The following is a 13,673-nucleotide window of genomic DNA, read 5'->3' as shown; positions in this document are numbered from 1 at the left end:
CCCTTCTTTACGATGGCTTACTTGTCACTCATTCTTGCCAAAATGCGGAAAAATAAACAGGAAGCCACCGAAGTGACTTCCTGTTTGTCGATTTTTTATTGCTCCTCTTCGGATTCATGATCCCACAGGTCGTGAAGCTGTTGGTATTCTTTTGCTTCCTCATAGCGCCCGGCTTGCGTCAAAAGAGCGATCAGCCTGCGGATTTGATCCAAATCGAAACCTGACAACGATACATATTGCTTTAGCGCCTCAATAGCTGCTTCTGTTTTCCCCATCGAAAGATTCACATCTGCAGCTAATGGGTAAGCAGCCACATACTCCTCGTCAACCGCTTGCAAGCTGCTTACCAATTCTGCTGCTTCATCCAGTCGTCCTACGTGGAATGCCATCATTGCACATCCGTAGAGTACTTCTGGGGAACGATCCATAACCAGCGCCTGACGGAATACTTGGTAAGCCTGTTCGAATTGACCGCTTTGTGCGTACGACCGCCCCTTCGTCAAAAGCATGGACAGACTTTCATCCCCGGCTTGTTCCAGGAGCTTCATTGCTTTCTCGTCTTCTCCAATGCGGAAATACAGGTTACCCAGCGCTGCCATAATATCTTGGTTGTCTGGCTCCTTCAGTCTTGCTTGCTCCAAATACTTGACCGCTACTTCATCTAAATCTTGGAGTGAATACAGATCCGCTAGCAACAAGTCAAGCTGGATGCTTTCGAAGCCAGATTCTTTACATTCATAGAGTAGATGTTGCGCCGTCTCAAAATCACTGGAATCCAAAGCAATCTCCGCTAGCAGCAGCTGGCATTCTCTACGCAAAGAGGAATCCATTTGCGGATTTTTGGCCATGACATCTGTCAGCAATTGACTCGCCTCTTCCAAATGACCGAATCGATACCAAACCTCTGCCAAATACATCATGACATCCGGCAAATCTTTTCCATGCTCCTGAACCTTTTGCAAAGCGGTCAAACCCAACTCCACTTCATCGTTTTCGATCCGCTTGATCGCTTCGTCTATGACATACAGCCACTTTTTCGGCATTTCTTTCACCTCATATGTATTTTGCGTGGCCTTGTTGCTCTACGCGCTTGTTGAACAACCACTCTAATAAAATAGCCACAAAAGACCGTCCGAAGACGGTCTTTTCTTTTACTCTTGATCATATACCATTATGCTCGCGTTAGCCAGCTCATTGTAAGAACAGTAATAAGGATTCCAAAAATACTAAGTACAATGCTGTAATTCGGCTTGGCTAAATCAGTAGAAGTCGGCTTTCCATCGAGCGGTACGATCGAAGCAGTAGCATGTTCCAGCGAGTCTCCTTGCGACGTATATGGTTGTGCTTCTACCACGTATGTACCGTCGTCTGTTTGCATAGAAGAAGAAATGACTTGCGCCTTTGGTGAGTTAATCTCCATGACTTCTCCGTTAATAACGAACGAATTCGCATGCTCCGTGGTACTTGTATTCACATATAAAGTGAACGAAAAGACCATGAGCAACAAAACAGCTACACTCGCAGCCATGCGTCGCATTCTCGCAGTTACGCTGAAAATTTTTCTGCCAATCGGGATCGCCCACTGCTCTTCCGATAAAATGCGGGCCATCACCGCGTCTACAATGGAACGTGATGGAGTTACAGAATGATATTCTTCTTTATCCATTTCCATCCACTCACCACTGTCCGACCAAATCTCATAGTCGGAACGACAGGCATAGCATGCCGCCATATGGTGATCAACCCGGCGTTGGGTCACCTCAGGCAACAGATTTTCGGCGTATTCAGGCAGAATTTCCTGAACTTCTTCACATCTCATCATCGATTCATCCCTTCAGCTTCATCCAAATGAGGGTCCAGGATGTAGTTTTCCAACTGTCCACGAATACTTTGCCGCGCTCGAAACAGTAGAGACTTCACAGAGCTCACTGTTAAATCCAGAATCGTAGCGATTTCTGTGTAATCCATTTGTTCGTACTCGCGTAATATCAGTGCTGAGCGTTGCTTCTCTGGCAGACTGTTGATTGCCAGTCTTACCATGCTCTCCCGTTCATTCCGGAGCAAAACTTGCTCAGGCAGTGTCTTGGGAGATGCCATAGGCGTTTGCAACGTATCATCCAGATACACGTCAGAATTGCGACTCTTGCGCAATTCACTGAGTACGGAGTTGCGTGCAATCGTATAGAGCCAGGTGGAGAATGTAGCTTCTACATCTCGGAAAGAATGAATGCTCTTATACGCCTTGTAAAACGTCTCCTGACATATATCCTCCGCTATATGCTCTAAATGTGCCTGACGCAAAAGATGAGTGACAAATGAGAGGATCTTTTTTTCATATCGACGAATCAGTTCAGCATAGCATTCCAGATTACCTTCTTTAATCTCTCGGATAAGCTGGGAATCGGTCATGATCAGGATTACCTCCTTGCGATTCCGATCCCTCAGCGGCCTTTTGCATAATTAGACTGCTGGGGATGTAAAAAGTTGCGCGACCTTACGATTCTTTTTCTCGTCTGTCTGCTAAAAACCATTCACGAAAAAACCCCCAAACTGGGGTTATATGACATAAGCGTAGGGCTTTGTGTCGAATAAACACTTACCCATACCAATCAAAGGGATAAATCGCATATCTCGATATATCCATTTACCGTTCGACATAACAGATGTTGGAAGATGCATTTCACTAAAATTGAGAATAGTGGAAAGATCATTCTTTGTCAACCAGTTTTCCTTTTTCAGGAAAACGATATCAGCGTCTGCGCCAGTTGTCAAGCTTCCTTTTCGCGGATACAGTCCAATTGCTTTTGCAACATTTGTCGAAGTGAGCCTGACTAGCAAGCAAAGTAATTCTTCCGGCGTACACCAGCTCTTTCGTGTATCAATACGTACATCGTGAATCGGAGACGCTACTTGCCAGCTCCTAAACCATTGACGATGTAATTGACGAAGACCTTGATCTGTCACTTCAGCGGGCAAACGAAAGATATGCAGGTACGGGTCATTTTCTTCAAAATGAAAGGCCGCTTGAGAATCTGTAATGACAGTACGCAACCGCCAATAACGAGTAGCCTCCATCCAAATCTGTCGAATGAGTTCCCGTTGTTCTTTTTTCAAAAACGGATCATTTTGTACCTGCATGTGCAGGATCGTATGTTTAGACGTATGAAGTTGCAAAAGCGTTTCCCATTTTATTGTGGAAATTTCTTCTGGATTTCGAATCGTGATATGAAACGAAGAATAGCCAAGGTTCATCCACTCCGCTAATCGGTCACCGTGAAGATCAGCGACATCGATTTCCACGTGCCAGACATAGTCTAATAAACTGTTGAAGTGCTGGGTTTGTTGATAGTGAATTTGCGGTCTGCTCATCCAACGCTCTGGCCGGAAGACGTCCACCAGGCTTGTACATCCCAAGCTGATGAGATTTCGCATGGCTTCTATATAAACATCTACATCTTTGATTTTATACAACGAATGTGTCGGGAGTGCGACGAAACCGGGCAAAAGATACATATCGGTAGCATCTATTTCTTCATATAAATCGTTGAAGGGGTTTTTGTTCAAGGTATCTTTAGCCATTCGTACAATTTTCCCATGACGGATCCAAATATCTGCTTCTTTCATTCCTAGTGCTGTGACAACCGTTCCCCCACGTATGACCATCCCTCGCTCCAGCATAGCTCGTCCCCCTCCCGCTTCTCATGCACACACTACCCTTGTACGAGCATATGCACAAAAAGGGGAAAAAGTACCAATAGGGAAACAAATCGCTTTTTAAACAAAAAAAAGACCGCCGTTGATGTAAGCGCATTCAAACGACGGTAGCACACACGTGCTTTCTTATATTGGATAGGAGTGGAGAGAAACCATACTGTAGTTTTATAATAAACGGAATGTAAGCGCTTGTCAAATCATTTTTGCTAAAATTCGGAACGCTTTGTCTTCGCACAAAAAAAGAAGCCTGCTCCCCTATAAAGGCACAGGCTTCTCTTTCATTCTTTATGATTGGCTGATTTTCACAAGCAAGTCATGAAAGCCAGGGAACGATACATCAATCGCATCATCATTTTCGATTGTCGTCTCACCCTCGGCAACAAGACCCGCAATCGCCATCGCCATGCCAATTCGGTGATCTCCCATGCTATCGATGACAGCCCCTGTCAATCCTGTCTTTCCTTCGATGATCATTCCGTCATCTGTAGGTGTCACACTAGCACCGAATTTGGACAGTTGACTAACCACCGTGGCAATACGGTCTGTCTCTTTTACTTTCAGCTCTTCGGCATCACGGATAACCGTTTTACCTTTCGCCTGCGTTGCCATCACCGCAATCACCGGAATTTCGTCAATCAGGCGTGGAATGATATCTCCAGCAATTTCAATACCGTGCAGCTCCGAATGTGTCACGAGAAGGTCTGCAACCGGCTCCTCATTTACGATTCGCTCATTCAAAAGCTCCAGACTTCCCCCCATCGCCTTGACAACATCAATGATGCCCGTACGGCTTGGGTTGATTCCGACATTTTCAATTAGAAGAGAGCTGCCTGGTACGACCATTACAGCTGCAATCAAAAAGGCAGCGGAAGAAATATCACCAGGAACAGAAATGGCACGGCCCTTCAGCTTTTGTCCGCCTTCTACCGAAACGGTCAATCCATCGCGCACGACTTGTACACCAAATGCTTGCAGCATACGCTCCGTATGATCGCGGGATAAATGCGGCTCTGTTACACTGGTCACGCCTTTTGCCTGCAACCCTGCCAGCATAATCGCTGACTTCACTTGTGCACTTGCAACTGGGGATTGATACGCCATCCCTTGAAGCTCCCCACCTCGAATGGATAACGGTGTGTATTCGCCATCTCTTCTTCCATCGATTTTGGCGCCCATTTGACGGAGCGGTCCGATTACACGGCGCATTGGTCTTTTGGCAATGGACTCATCGCCTTCCATCACCACATGGAAAGGCTGTGTCGCCATGATCCCTGCCATCAAGCGAATGGTCGTACCGGAGTTCCCTACATCCAAATGTTGAGATGGTTCCTGCAAGCCATACCAGCCTTTTCCTTGTACGGTTACGGCATCCCCTTGTTGTTCAATCTCAATCCCCATCCGACGAAAGCAGCTAATCGTGCTCAAGCAATCGGCACCCGGCAAAAAGCCTTCAATGGTTGTCGTTCCTTCTGCTAGAGATCCAAACATAACTGCACGATGGGAAATGGACTTATCTCCTGGCACGCGAACGGTACCTTTTATTTGTTTGGCTTGTTGTACGCGAAGCATTTCTTCCACTCCTTTTCTCTCTCACGCTCTCCCAGATCACCAGTCGCACTGTGAAGCGTCTTCGTTGTAAAGTGTGTTTGCATAAAAAAACTTATGTGCGCTTGTATACATTGTAATCGAAAAAGCGAAGAACTTCCTCTCCCTTTTCCAACTCTTGTTGCGAATGGAACGTAACGCGTAGCACCCCATAAATGTCTTCTCGTGTCTCTCTGATTTGGAGATTCGTGATGTTGATATCTCTTGCTCCCAATAGTGTCGTAATTCGTCCGATTTCGCCCGGGTTGTCCGGGATATCGATATACAAATCGTTCAAAGGCGGCAATGCACCCGTTTTGCGCTCAGGCAAGCCATCTCGGAATTCTCGCGCCGCTTTGAAGAAATGCTCGATTCCTTCTGGATCTCCCTGTTCTACAAGGTGAACGACATCTTCCAATGCGTTTGCCCAGTCTTTTGCGATTTTCAGGATCGGATCACGGTTTTGCAGCAAAATGTCACGCCACATCTGAGGGTTGCTCGATGCAATGCGCGTAATATCTCGGAAGCCACCAGCAGCAAGCGTTGCATGCCAAGCATTTTCCTCGTCGTACCCTGCCACTAGATTGACCAGAGCAGAAGCGAGAATATGCGGGAAATGGCTAACTGCACCCACGACCTGATCATGCGAAGCCGCGTCCATTTGCACGATTTTTGCGCGCGTCAGTGTAAGTAGTTCAGACAATTGCTTTACTTTTTCTTCAGATGTTCCCGGCGCTGGTGTCAAAACATAATAGGCGTTCTCCATAAGACGGTCAGAAGCAGCTTCCACTCCGGATTTATGCGAGCCAGCCATTGGATGTCCACCAATAAACGTAACATGATCGGGAATGACATCCACCGCTTGTCTCACAATACCTGCTTTTGTACTGCCAACATCCGTAATGATCACACCAGGCTGCAGCTCCATTTCCACTAACGAGTGAATGGTTGCAACGATTTGCTCTACAGGTGATGCGAGGAAAATGACATTTGCTTCTCGAACTGCTGTCTGCAAATCAGTTGTACCAGCATGGATGACTCCAAGAGTCAGTGCTTTATCCAAACAGTCCTGACGTAAATCGTAGCCGACTACCCGAATATTTGGATCACGTCGCATTGACAGCGCGATAGAGCCGCCGATCAACCCTACGCCAATTACAGTAATGGTGGTTTTTTTCATCTCCACTCTCTATCCTTCCTTCATCTCTCTTAGACAAAGATGCCGAGGCATGCCCGGCATCTTCGTCCTTTATTTCAATGCTCCAGTCACGATTTCTTTTAATACAGAAAGAATCTTTTCATTTTGCTCTTTGGTCCCGATGGTAATACGTTGAAAACCTGGGAAGCCTAGCGCATTACCAGAGCGAACGATGATACCTTGAGAGAGCAGCTTCTTGAATACTTCATCGGAATCCCTTTTCAAATCAACCAAGATAAAGTTGGTCTGAGATTGATAGTAGGAGAGTCCCCACTCGTCAAAAGAATCGGTATACTGCTTCATGCCTTCACGGTTACGATCGCGGCATGTTTTCACAAATTCCTGGTCTTTTAACGCCGCACGTGCTGCGACTTGACCAAGTGTGCCTGTATTGAACGGCTCACGCACATGTTCCAAAGAGGAAATGAGCTCTTCTGTCGCAATACCGTAGCCGATACGAAGTGCAGCCAGACCGTAGATTTTGGAGAACGTACGCAAAATAATCAGGTTCGGATACTCAGCGAGCATCGGTACTGTTTGTGGATATTCTGGATCCACCACATACTCGTAGTAAGCCTCATCCAAAACGACCAGCACATTTTTGGGAACCTTTTTCAGAAAAGCTTCCAACTCGGATGTTGTTACAATCGTGCCAGACGGATTGTTCGGGTTACATACCCATACCACCTTCGTTTGTTCGTTGATGGCAGCCGCCATCGCTTCGAGATCGTGAACGCCATCTTTCAACGGCACCTCAATTAAGTCTGCACCTTCAATAATCCCATTTGAGCGATATTGCGAGAACGTTTGCGTCGCCATGACTGCATTTGTTCCTTCGCCTAGAAAAGCACGAGAGATCATCAACAGAATTTCATCAGACCCGTTGCCGAAAAACAATTGACCTGGTTTGACCCCGAGGAAGTCAGCAAGATCCCAACGTAGATTAAGGCTTGCACCGTCTGGATAAAGGGCCAAATTGTCCAACTGTTCCGCAATAGCGGCTTTGGCCTTCGGTGAGGAACCAAAAGGATTTTCGTTGGACGCCAGCTTGATGACTTCGGTCAAACCATATTCACGTTTAACGTCATCAATTGGCTTGCCAGGTTGATATACCGGGGCATTGAGTATGCGTTGTTTCGGTTGCATCCACGTTCACTCCAGTCACATTTTTCCCACTATTGTAGCGCACTGGCTAACTGATGTACAAAGGTTTTTATTTTTTCTACAGCTTCTGGCATTTGTTTTGGATCTTTCAGCTGCTCAGCATGTTCCTCAATTTGCTGTACAATGGCACTTCCCACAATGACACCATTCGTATGGGGGGCTACTGCTCGCACCTGATCCGGCGTGGATATTCCGAATCCTACCGCAGTAGGAACCGATGTACTCGCCTTTACTCGTTCCAGAAAATCTGCCAAATCCTCTCGCAGGTCCGTGCGAGCACCCGTCACACCGAGCGACGATACACAATAAAGAAATCCGGTTGCTTGCGCGCCAATCGTATTGATTCTGGAACTGGAAGTTGGTGCCACCAGCGAAATGACATGAATGCCATGCTCTCTCGCAGCGGTTACGGCTGGACCGTTTTCCTCAATCGGCAAATCAGGAATGACAACACCGTCAGCCCCATAGGCAGCGAGATCGGCAAAAAAGCGCTCGATACCATATTGTAAAACCGGATTGAAGTAGGTGAACAGGACGATGGAAGCCTCCATACCTGATTCGCGAAGCCTTTTGACCAATTGCAAAGCATCCCCGATCGTCACGCCATTTTTCAGCGCGCGCTCTGAAGCCCGTTGTATCGTTGGACCGTCTGCCAAAGGATCGGAGTAAGGGACGCCGAGCTCGATGAGATCTGCGCCTGCATCTACCATCGCTTTTACGAGATGAAAGGTTGCTTCTATGGAAGGATCGCCTACCGTTAGAAATGGGATGAATCGTTTGCGATCACGATCCGCGAATAATTGATCGATTCTGTTAAGAGCTGTCGTCATGATTACTCTCCCCCTTCTGCTGTCAGCGCTTCTTGAATAGTCAGTACGTCTTTGTCTCCTCGACCAGACAAGCAGATCACGAGTATTTTGTCTGAAGACATTTCTTTCGCACGTTTTATCGCTTCAGCTATCGCATGTGCGCTCTCCAACGCTGGAATGATACCCTCCGTTTGGCAAAGCACTCGTACTGCCTCGAGCGCTTCCGCATCCGTTACCGATGTATAGGTCACTCGTCCGCTGTCTTTTAGATAAGCGTGCTCGGGTCCTACCCCTGGATAATCCAAGCCAGCCGAAATCGAATGCGCTTCTTGTACCTGACCGCTTTCATCTTGCAACAAGTAAGTCAAGGAACCGTGGATGACTCCCGGGCGTCCAAGTGTTAGTGTTGCCGCATGCTTTTCCGTATCGATTCCTTTTCCTGCGGCTTCTACCCCTCTGAGCGCAACAGACTCATCCTGTATGAACGGATAAAACATACCAATCGCATTACTGCCGCCACCAACGCAAGCAACGACCTCGTCTGGAAGCCTTCTGAGCATTTGCAGGACTTGACTGCGCGTCTCTTCACCGATAATTTTTTGGAATTCGCGTACGATGTATGGGTACGGATGTGGGCCAACGACAGATCCGATGACATAAAACGTTTCATCTACGTGAGAAACCCAATGGCGAATCGCTTCGTTTGTCGCATCCTTAAGTGTACGAGAGCCGGATACCGCAGGGATGACTTCGGCACCAAGCAGCTTCATCCGAAAAACATTCAACGACTGGCGACGAATATCTTCTTCCCCCATGAACACCTTGCAAGAGAGTCCGAGCTTTGCCGCAACGGTTGCACTTGCTACTCCGTGCTGACCAGCGCCCGTTTCGGCAATAATTGATTTTTTGCCCATGCGCTTGGCTAGCAATGCTTGGCCCAAAGCATTGTTCAATTTATGTGCACCCGTATGGTTAAGATCTTCTCGTTTCAAATAAATTTGGGCACCGCCGACCGCTTTCGTCAAACGCTCTGCATAGGTGAGCGGGGTTGGGCGTCCAGCATACTCGCTAAGCAGTCCATTCAATTCTTGAACAAATGCCGGGTCACGACGTGCTTCTTCAAAAGCGATCTCGAGCTCTGTCACCGCATTCATCAAGGTTTCCGGAATAAACTTGCCTCCGAAGGAACCAAATCGTCCGTTTTCGTCAGGCACGACTCGCGTAGTTGTTTGAATGTTGTTCATGCGCCTTCACCCTCTCCACCAATGTTTTTATTTTTTCGGCGTCTTTTTCGACATCCGTCTCTACTCCACTGGACACATCGACTATCCCTGCTTGATACTGTCCTAGTAATTCTCCGACATTCTCCGCATGAATCCCTCCAGCAATGATGCAGTCTGCTTCCTCGCATGCTGCTTGCAAAGTAGGGATTTGCTCCCACGAAAACTTTTTCCCTGTGCCACCTGCTTGACTAGGGTCATACGTATCAAATAAAAAGGCACTGACAATGCCTCGATAGGATTGAATTGCTTGAGCAGCATCCGCCTCTCCACCCACTGCCAACGCCTTCCACACCGGAATAGCGAACCGCTCCAGAACTTGCTGGCAAAATTGTGGCGTCTCCTGTCCATGCAACTGGATCACGGATAACGGCGCCTCTCTTAGCACTTCCTCCAGCTCTTCCATCGTCGGATTGACGAACACACCAACAGCAGGAGGGTGGCCTGGAACGGCTGCTAGCAATTTTCTAGCAGTCTGGGCATCTACTTGTCGCTTACTTGGGGCAAAAACAAGGCCTACGTAATCGACTTCCAGCTCTTTTAACAGCGCTAGTGTTTCCGCTCGCTTAATCCCACATATTTTTAAACGAGTCATACACTCACCCCCGGTGCTGCTTCTCCCACGAGATCAATGACTGCGCGCTCTACGTCTTTTTGGCGCATGAAATGCTCTCCAACCAGCACAGCCCGGGCACCTGCACTACGTACATTCTCAATATCCGCTGGGGTCGAAATCCCACTTTCGCTCACAATCGTCAATGACGCAGGCAGTTCTGCGATCAGCTCATGCGTAACGGCTAGGTCAGTTTGAAACGTATTTAAGTTTCGATTGTTGATCCCGAGCAATTTCGGTTCCATTGCTTGAAAAACAAGCTCGCATTCGCGTTTGTCATGGACCTCAACCAGTACATCCATGCCCAGCTCCTCGGCAGTTTGGTTCAGGTGGCGAAGCGTTTCCCGATCGAGAATGGCAGCAATGAGCAACACACAATCAGCTCCTGCAGCTCTTGCTTCCACGACTTGAATTTCATCCAGAAGAAAGTCTTTTCTGAGTAACGGCCGATCAATTGCCTCGTGAATTTGTCGGAGATAGCTCAAGCTCCCTTGGAAAAAGGACTCGTCTGTCAAAACAGACAAACATTCTGCGCGAGCGGCCTGATAAGCCTTCGCGATGGTCACTGCCTGGAAATCAGGTCGGATTAACCCTTTGGACGGGGATGCTTTTTTCACTTCGGCAATCACGCTTACAGGCCGTACACTCGTCTCCAATGCGTGACGAAACCCGCGTGGGTGTTGTACTTCTTTCGTTGCTGCGAGCAATGCTGAAACCGTTGTATCTGTATAAAGACGTGCGATCTCTTCGCGTTTCTTTTCTACGATTTTACGAAGCATGAATCATACCTCCTGCGATGTGACGAACGTGCTCGAGCTTGCGCATTACCAGTCCACCGTCGATCAGTTCCGCTGCACGTATAACCCCTGTTTCAATCGAGCTAACTCGATCTGCGAGGTAGAGGATCGCGCCCGCATTGAGCAAAACGATGTCGCGTGCTGCCCCACGTGCACCGGAAAACACATCGTGAATGATCTTGGCATTCTCATTGGCATCACCACCGCGCAAAGCATCCTTCTCATGTCTGCGCAGACCGAACTGCTCAGGCTCGATTTCATATGTCAAAATACGCCCATCCCGCAACTCGGCAATATGGCTCGTTCCCGTGACGGTTAATTCATCCAGTCCATCCGAGCCTGCGACAACGAGAGCTCTATTCACATCCAGCTCGTGTAAGACTGCGGCTACATTTGGAAGCAGTTTGACATCATAAACGCCCATCAGCTGATGGGTGGCACCTGCTGGATTCGTCAATGGTCCCAGTATATTAAACACCGTGCGAATCGCCAATTCTTTTCGCGGGCCAGCCGCATGCTTCATCGCTTGGTGGTACAGAGGAGCGAACAGGAAGCAGAGATTGGTTGCACGCAGGCAGTCTGCGGTATCCTTTGGAGATAAATTGACGGGCACTCCCAACGCTTCCAACACATCAGCGCTGCCGCTTTTGCTGGAAACCGCACGATTCCCGTGCTTGGCGATACGTACTCCGTCAGCTGCTGCAACAATCGCACTCGCCGTTGAAATGTTAAAGGTATGACTTCCGTCCCCGCCTGTTCCGCAAGTGTCTACCAGACCTGGCAGATCGATCGGAAAACTCATCGCCCGCGCTCTCATGGCTTTGGCAAAACCGATAATCTCCTCCACTTTCTCGCCCTTCAAGCGAAGACTCGCTAAAAATGCCCCAATCTGAGCCGGAGTTGCCTTTCCATCCATAATCTCGCCCATGGCCTCTTCTGCAACCGCCCGTGTTAAGTGCTTCCCAAGCAGAATTTGTTCCAGTGCGTATGTTAGCATGACAACTCCACCTTTCTGACAAACATCTGTTCCGCTTTTTCTAACGCAGAGAGCATCGCTGCTGCTTTGTTCACCGTCTCTTGATATTCACTCGCAGGGACCGAGTCTGCTACGATGCCTGCTCCTGCCTGTACATGTGCGTAACCATCCTGAAAGAACAACGTTCGAATCGTGATACAGCTATCGAGTGAACCATCAAACGAAATGTAGCCGATTGCTCCCGCATACAGATGGCGTGCGTCAGGCTCGAGCTCTGCAATAATTTCCATCGCCCGAAGCTTGGGAGAACCAGATACTGTCCCAGCTGGAAAAGCACTCAGCAATGCATCGAAAGCGTGCAGTCCCTCACGAAGCTTGCCAGTCACATGCGAAACCATATGCATGACATGGGAGTAGTTTTCAATAACCAATGCTTCTTCCACTTTCACGCTTCCATAAGCAGAGACCTTTCCTACATCGTTGCGTCCCAGATCCAGCAGCATGTAGTGCTCGGCTCTCTCCTTTTTATCTGCCAAAAGATCAGCCGCCAACGCCGCATCTTCTTGTGGGGTTGCCCCTCTTTTCCGCGTTCCTGCAATCGGCCGCATCTCTACTTTTTCATCTTCTACACGCACGAGCAGTTCTGGTGATGTCCCGACGACTGTCTCGCCCTCGTATTCGAGATAGTACATATACGGGGAAGGATTCAACGTGCGCAGCAATCGATACACCGCAAAAGGATCGACATCTGTCTTTACGGAAAAACGTTGCGACAACACGACTTGAAAAATGTCGCCGGCTGCGATGTATTCTTTCGCCTGTACGACTAGTTGCTCGTATTGCTCACGCGTCATATTTGGCTGTACTGTTAATGGCGTTGGTGTATCTGCCGCTACTTGAATGCGTTGATCCATTTCAAGCGGAGTCATGACTTTTGCAGCCAGCTCCTCGATTCGTTCGCAGACTTGCTTGTATTTTTCGTCAATAGTGTCTTCGGTGTCGCCTGGCTCCACATGGAGGTTCACAATCAATTGAATTTCCTGCTTCAAATGATCAAAGGCGATCATCTCATCAACGAACAGGAAGCGCATATCCGGCACTCGTACAGCTTCCTTGCGATGTGCTGGCAAATTTTCGAAATAGCGCAGCGTATTGTAGCCGAAAAAGCCTACCGCACCACCACTGAGACGAGGTAGTCCGGGTAGCTTCGGGCTTTTGTAGCGATCGGTTTCTTCACGCAAAAAGGAGACGGGATTTCCTGTCTGGACAAGCCGTTCACCAGTGCGATAGGAAACGGTGATTTCTTCGCCTTTTGCTTCTACGATTTGAAAAGGATTCATGCCAATGAACGAAAAACGAGCCCAACGTGCACCACCTTCTACGCTCTCCAGCAAAAAGGAGTCACTCGTGCGAATCTTCTGATACAAGCGAATTGGTGTCTCCTGATCCGCCAACAGTTTCATGCTTACAGGGATAAGGGAATACGACGCCGAAAGGGTCTTAACCTCGGCAAGGGAAGGGAAATACATGGACTCTCA

General features: G+C 48.2%; 13 protein-coding genes. All 13 read right to left on the bottom strand.

Annotation, left to right across the window (positions count from 1 at the left end):
* Window positions 1-95: 95 nt before the first annotated feature.
* Complete coding sequence (locus ACKKE8_RS13940; RefSeq protein ID WP_409178647.1) at window positions 96-1,043, bottom strand: tetratricopeptide repeat protein; 948 nt, start codon at window positions 1,041-1,043, stop codon at window positions 96-98.
* Between the two features lie 128 nt (window positions 1,044-1,171).
* Window positions 1,172-1,822, bottom strand: coding sequence for a zf-HC2 domain-containing protein (locus tag ACKKE8_RS13935; protein WP_409178646.1), 651 nt, complete (start codon window positions 1,820-1,822; stop codon window positions 1,172-1,174).
* Window positions 1,819-2,409: an RNA polymerase sigma factor gene (locus ACKKE8_RS13930; RefSeq protein WP_409178645.1), complete on the bottom strand. Its 591-nt coding sequence runs from the start codon at window positions 2,407-2,409 to the stop codon at window positions 1,819-1,821. The genes ACKKE8_RS13935 and ACKKE8_RS13930 overlap by 4 nt, the downstream gene beginning before the upstream one ends.
* Window positions 2,410-2,556: 147 nt before the next feature.
* A complete protein-coding gene (locus ACKKE8_RS13925) occupies window positions 2,557-3,678 on the bottom strand; it encodes an amidohydrolase family protein (RefSeq protein WP_409178644.1) in 1,122 nt (373 codons plus the stop codon).
* Between the two features lie 321 nt (window positions 3,679-3,999).
* Window positions 4,000-5,283, bottom strand: a complete 1,284-nt coding sequence (gene aroA / locus ACKKE8_RS13920; protein ID WP_409178643.1) for a 3-phosphoshikimate 1-carboxyvinyltransferase — start codon at window positions 5,281-5,283, stop codon at window positions 4,000-4,002.
* 91 nt (window positions 5,284-5,374) lie between these two features.
* The gene (locus ACKKE8_RS13915; RefSeq protein ID WP_409179117.1) at window positions 5,375-6,478 is read right to left on the bottom strand and encodes a prephenate dehydrogenase; all 1,104 of its coding nucleotides are present in this window, start codon (window positions 6,476-6,478) and stop codon (window positions 5,375-5,377) included.
* A 69-nt stretch (window positions 6,479-6,547) separates the two neighbouring features.
* Complete coding sequence (hisC, locus tag ACKKE8_RS13910) at window positions 6,548-7,642, bottom strand: histidinol-phosphate transaminase (protein ID WP_409178642.1); 1,095 nt, start codon at window positions 7,640-7,642, stop codon at window positions 6,548-6,550.
* Window positions 7,643-7,671: 29 nt separating this feature from the next.
* Window positions 7,672-8,490 (bottom strand): tryptophan synthase subunit alpha, encoded by an 819-nt coding sequence (trpA, locus tag ACKKE8_RS13905; protein WP_409178641.1) that lies wholly within the window; start codon window positions 8,488-8,490, stop codon window positions 7,672-7,674.
* 2 nt (window positions 8,491-8,492) lie between these two features.
* The gene (gene trpB / locus ACKKE8_RS13900; protein ID WP_409178640.1) at window positions 8,493-9,713 is read right to left on the bottom strand and encodes a tryptophan synthase subunit beta; all 1,221 of its coding nucleotides are present in this window, start codon (window positions 9,711-9,713) and stop codon (window positions 8,493-8,495) included.
* The gene (locus tag ACKKE8_RS13895; RefSeq protein WP_409178639.1) at window positions 9,676-10,344 is read right to left on the bottom strand and encodes a phosphoribosylanthranilate isomerase; all 669 of its coding nucleotides are present in this window, start codon (window positions 10,342-10,344) and stop codon (window positions 9,676-9,678) included. Before ACKKE8_RS13895 ends, trpB begins: the two co-directional genes overlap by 38 nt.
* A complete protein-coding gene (gene trpC, locus ACKKE8_RS13890; protein WP_409178638.1) occupies window positions 10,341-11,141 on the bottom strand; it encodes an indole-3-glycerol phosphate synthase TrpC in 801 nt (266 codons plus the stop codon). The genes ACKKE8_RS13895 and trpC overlap by 4 nt, the downstream gene beginning before the upstream one ends.
* Window positions 11,131-12,156 carry an anthranilate phosphoribosyltransferase gene (gene trpD / locus ACKKE8_RS13885; RefSeq protein ID WP_409178637.1) on the bottom strand — a complete coding sequence of 342 codons (1,026 nt, stop codon included), beginning with the start codon at window positions 12,154-12,156 and terminating at the stop codon, window positions 11,131-11,133. Before trpD ends, trpC begins: the two co-directional genes overlap by 11 nt.
* Window positions 12,150-13,664, bottom strand: a complete 1,515-nt coding sequence (gene trpE / locus ACKKE8_RS13880) for an anthranilate synthase component I (RefSeq protein ID WP_409178636.1) — start codon at window positions 13,662-13,664, stop codon at window positions 12,150-12,152. Before trpE ends, trpD begins: the two co-directional genes overlap by 7 nt.
* Window positions 13,665-13,673: the final 9 nt, after the last annotated feature.

Source organism: Brevibacillus fortis (genome assembly GCF_046196545.1).
Classification (GTDB): Bacteria; Bacillota; Bacilli; order Brevibacillales; family Brevibacillaceae; genus Brevibacillus; species Brevibacillus fortis_A.
Note: the sequence above shows the minus strand (reverse complement) of the source record. Positions and strands in the feature narration are given on the sequence as shown.

Bases quoted from the DNA above. Each gene is read 5' to 3' on its own strand.
- trpB (WP_409178640.1), bottom strand. From the start codon at position 9,713: ATGAACAACATTCAAACAACTACGCGAGTCGTGCCTGACGAAAACGGA.
- trpD (WP_409178637.1), bottom strand. From the start codon at position 12,156: ATGCTAACATACGCACTGGAACAAATTCTGCTTGGGAAGCACTTAACA.
- aroA (WP_409178643.1), bottom strand. From the start codon at position 5,283: ATGCTTCGCGTACAACAAGCCAAACAAATAAAAGGTACCGTTCGCGTG.
- ACKKE8_RS13940 (WP_409178647.1), bottom strand. From the start codon at position 1,043: ATGCCGAAAAAGTGGCTGTATGTCATAGACGAAGCGATCAAGCGGATC.
- ACKKE8_RS13935 (WP_409178646.1), bottom strand. From the start codon at position 1,822: ATGATGAGATGTGAAGAAGTTCAGGAAATTCTGCCTGAATACGCCGAA.
- trpE (WP_409178636.1), bottom strand. From the start codon at position 13,664: ATGTATTTCCCTTCCCTTGCCGAGGTTAAGACCCTTTCGGCGTCGTAT.
- ACKKE8_RS13915 (WP_409179117.1), bottom strand. From the start codon at position 6,478: ATGAAAAAAACCACCATTACTGTAATTGGCGTAGGGTTGATCGGCGGC.
- ACKKE8_RS13930 (WP_409178645.1), bottom strand. From the start codon at position 2,409: ATGACCGATTCCCAGCTTATCCGAGAGATTAAAGAAGGTAATCTGGAA.
- trpC (WP_409178638.1), bottom strand. From the start codon at position 11,141: ATGCTTCGTAAAATCGTAGAAAAGAAACGCGAAGAGATCGCACGTCTT.
- ACKKE8_RS13925 (WP_409178644.1), bottom strand. From the start codon at position 3,678: ATGCTGGAGCGAGGGATGGTCATACGTGGGGGAACGGTTGTCACAGCA.
- trpA (WP_409178641.1), bottom strand. From the start codon at position 8,490: ATGACGACAGCTCTTAACAGAATCGATCAATTATTCGCGGATCGTGAT.
- ACKKE8_RS13895 (WP_409178639.1), bottom strand. From the start codon at position 10,344: ATGACTCGTTTAAAAATATGTGGGATTAAGCGAGCGGAAACACTAGCG.
- hisC (WP_409178642.1), bottom strand. From the start codon at position 7,642: ATGCAACCGAAACAACGCATACTCAATGCCCCGGTATATCAACCTGGC.